The organism is Rhizobium album (assembly GCF_003122325.1).
GTDB classification, from domain to species: domain Bacteria; phylum Pseudomonadota; class Alphaproteobacteria; order Rhizobiales; family Rhizobiaceae; genus Metarhizobium; species Metarhizobium album.
The window spans coordinates 1-2,847 of the sequence record NZ_QFBC01000044.1 but is presented as its reverse complement, the minus strand read 5'-3'; the positions used below and the strand labels follow the sequence as shown (position 1 = coordinate 2,847).

The 2,847-nt window shown below is 60.4% G+C and carries 1 protein-coding gene and 2 pseudogenes; all 3 read right to left on the bottom strand.

From position 1 onward, the window contains the following. Nucleotides 1-176: 176 nt before the first annotated feature. Nucleotides 177-1,823: pseudogene (gene tnpC / locus DEM27_RS33260) on the bottom strand (IS66 family transposase). A 62-nt stretch (nucleotides 1,824-1,885) separates the two neighbouring features. After that, nucleotides 1,886-2,169 (bottom strand): annotated as a pseudogene (gene tnpB / locus DEM27_RS33255) (IS66 family insertion sequence element accessory protein TnpB). A gap of 80 nt (nucleotides 2,170-2,249) precedes the next feature. After that, nucleotides 2,250-2,693 carry an IS66-like element accessory protein TnpA gene (tnpA, locus tag DEM27_RS33250; RefSeq protein WP_109462501.1) on the bottom strand — a complete coding sequence of 148 codons (444 nt, stop codon included), beginning with the start codon at nucleotides 2,691-2,693 and terminating at the stop codon, nucleotides 2,250-2,252. Nucleotides 2,694-2,847: the final 154 nt, after the last annotated feature.

Below are 2,847 nucleotides of genomic sequence, written 5' to 3'. Positions count from 1 at the left end.
GCTACACTATCCAATAATAGCCCAAAACTACGATCCACTACGCTAAATAGCTACGATCAAACAGGCTAAATTCCCGTATGCGGCGTCCACGCCCCATGGATTTTTCGGTTGCAGCGATCTAACGGCAATATCGGCCGTCAAATGAGCTCACCGAATAGTGCCTGACGAGTTCATTGTTAGGCCTTGACGCGGGCGGCGTAGGCCCATGGCATCAGAGCATCGATGTTTTTGGCGAGGTGGCCGTTCGCGAGGCGGGTGAAGAGGTCGCACAGCTAGGCGTAGGGCTCAACGCCGTTCATTTTACAAGTGCCGATCAGGCTGGCAAACCGGGCCCAATTGCGGCCCCCTTCATCGTGCCCGGCAAAGAGCGCATTGCGGCGGTTCATGGCCGGTCGGCGGATCGCGTTTTCCACGAGGTTGGAGTCGATATCGCCGTGGCCATCGTCCAGGAACGGCCAGAAGCCGTCCTGCCGCGTCAGCATATAGGCCAGGGCTTTTCCAAGGTCAGATTTGCGTGAGATGCGCTTGGCTTGCGCTGACAGCCAGGTGAAGAACGCGTCCACCAGCGGAAGGGACAGGTCCTGTCGAACTGCCCGGCGATGTTCGGGATCTGAGCCTCGGATACTGTCTTCGATCTTGTAGAGCGCGGCGATCCGCACCAGCGCCTTGTCGACGATGGGCGATCCGCTCTTTGGTGTAGCCTTGATCAGCTTCCTGCGCCCGTGCGCCCAACAGAAAGCCAGCTTCAAAGGATTGCCACCGATGCGGTCCGATGTGGCGAGGTGAGAGTAGCCGCCATAGGCATCGACCTGGATCGTGCCGTTGAACCCGTCGAGGATTTCAGCGGCATATTCGCCTTTACGCCCGGGCCGGTAATGGAACACCACGCCCGGCGGCGCCGAACCATTCCAGCCGCGATCGTCACGCAACACGGCCCAGAGATAGCCGGTTTTCGTCTTACCTCGCCCCGGATCGAGTACCGGAGCGGTTGTCTCGTCGACATAGAGCCGGGTGCTTTCCCACAGCAGCCGTTTGGCCATGTGATCGACTACCGGAGCGATTTCGCCGCCCGTGCGCCCCATCCAATCAGCCAGGACCGTGCGATCGATTGGCACCCCGTGCCGCGCCATGACCTCGGCCTGCCGGTTGAGCGGCATGTGTTCGGAATGCTTGGAGACGGCAATCTCAGCCAGAAGGGCTTCCGTCGGCCAGCTCCCTTCCAGAAGATGCGCCGGCGCTCTGGCCTGGACGACGCCCGTTCGACCCTTGGGACAGGCGTATTTCGGGCGGATCGTGACGATCACCTGATAGCGTGCCGGCATCCGGTCGAGCCGTTCCGTCCGGTCTTCGCCGATCCGGACCATGTTGCCACAACCGCAGGGACAAACGATGCTCTCGGGCTCGATCACTCTCTCGACCCGCGGCAGGTGTTCGGGCAATGCACGGGCCTTACGCCCCTTGCGAGGAAAGGCCTTGTCCGGATCGGATGCGCTGGCTTCGATCTTTTTCTCGACGGCGGCAATCCGCGCCTGTGTCTCGGCGATCGCCGTTTCAAGGTCTTCCAGCGCCAGTTCCATCTGCGCCGGATCGAGCTTTTCCGATTTCGGCCCGAACTTCGTGCGCCGATAGTCGTGAACCTGACCTTCAAGCTTCTCGACCAGTTCCTTCAGCTCGGCGATGAAGGCATCCTTTTCGGCCACCACAGCCTGCTCATGCTGACGGGCAGCACGCTCGACCGACAGCTCGAACTGCATCGCCGCGAACGCCTTCACCACCTCTGGCGGAAGGTCCGGAAACAGGCTGAGATCAAGCGGCGACGACATGCTGTCTTATAGCAAGGCAGCATAAAAAAACCAAATAAAACAATGCAAAGACAGCCGGATACTCACCCTGCCGCCGCCGGCGCCGTCACCCGTTGCGCCGTCACCCGTTGCGCCATGACCCGTCGCCAGTCGAGACCTTCGAACAAAGCTTCATACTGAGCCCTGGAAAGCCCCATTGTTCCATCCTGCACCTTGGGCCAGGCAAAGCTTCCCTGTTCAAGGATTTTGTAGATCAGCACCATTCCGGTGCCATCCCATACCAGGATCTTCAGGCGATCCCCCGCTTCGACCGGAAGATAACCGTCACCCCGGAATGCGGGTCGAGCTTCAATTCGGTCTGCACCATCAAAGCCAGCGCCTGATGCCCACAGCGGAAGTCCACCGGACGCGTTGCGATCAGGATTGGCAGTCGCTGGCCAGCGACGATCATGTCGTCCCTCGTACTGCCTGCACCAGAGCCGCCACGCGCTCAACCGGCACATCGCCGGGAACCCGCATCACAACGTCCGGGCCGATCTCCAGCGTCAAGACCGGCAAAACCGCCGCCGGCAGCGGCGGCGCCAAAACATTCACAGTCTCGCTCGCCTCCACCGCAATCGCCAAAGGTACAAATGCAGGCTCGCCATCCCCGATCTCCAACGGGCCCGACATAGCCTCAAAAGGCAGGGCCAGAATGCCCTCGCGCGCTTGCCGGCGCCAGAAGGAAAGCTGGTGCGGAACAACGTCGTGACGGCGCGCGACATCAGCAACACGAACACCAGGCTCAAAGCTTTCCGCGACAATCCGCGCCTTCATATCATCCGGCCAACGTCGGTTTCCACGACGCGGCTCGACAACCTCGTAGCGCCCAACAAATCCATCATCTGCCATGCCAATCTCCACATAGTCCTGGAAACCAGAGGTGGCTCGGTTTGTCTGAACAGTTTCGGGCGTTTTGCTAAGTGGATTTCCGCCTCGATTATGCTGCCACCATCATCGGCGTCAGCGCATTGAAGTAGGCCCGATCCGGCGTCTGCCGGTCAAG

Bases quoted from the DNA above. Each gene is read 5' to 3' on its own strand.
- tnpA (WP_109462501.1), bottom strand. From the start codon at position 2,693: ATGGCAGATGATGGATTTGTTGGGCGCTACGAGGTTGTCGAGCCGCGT.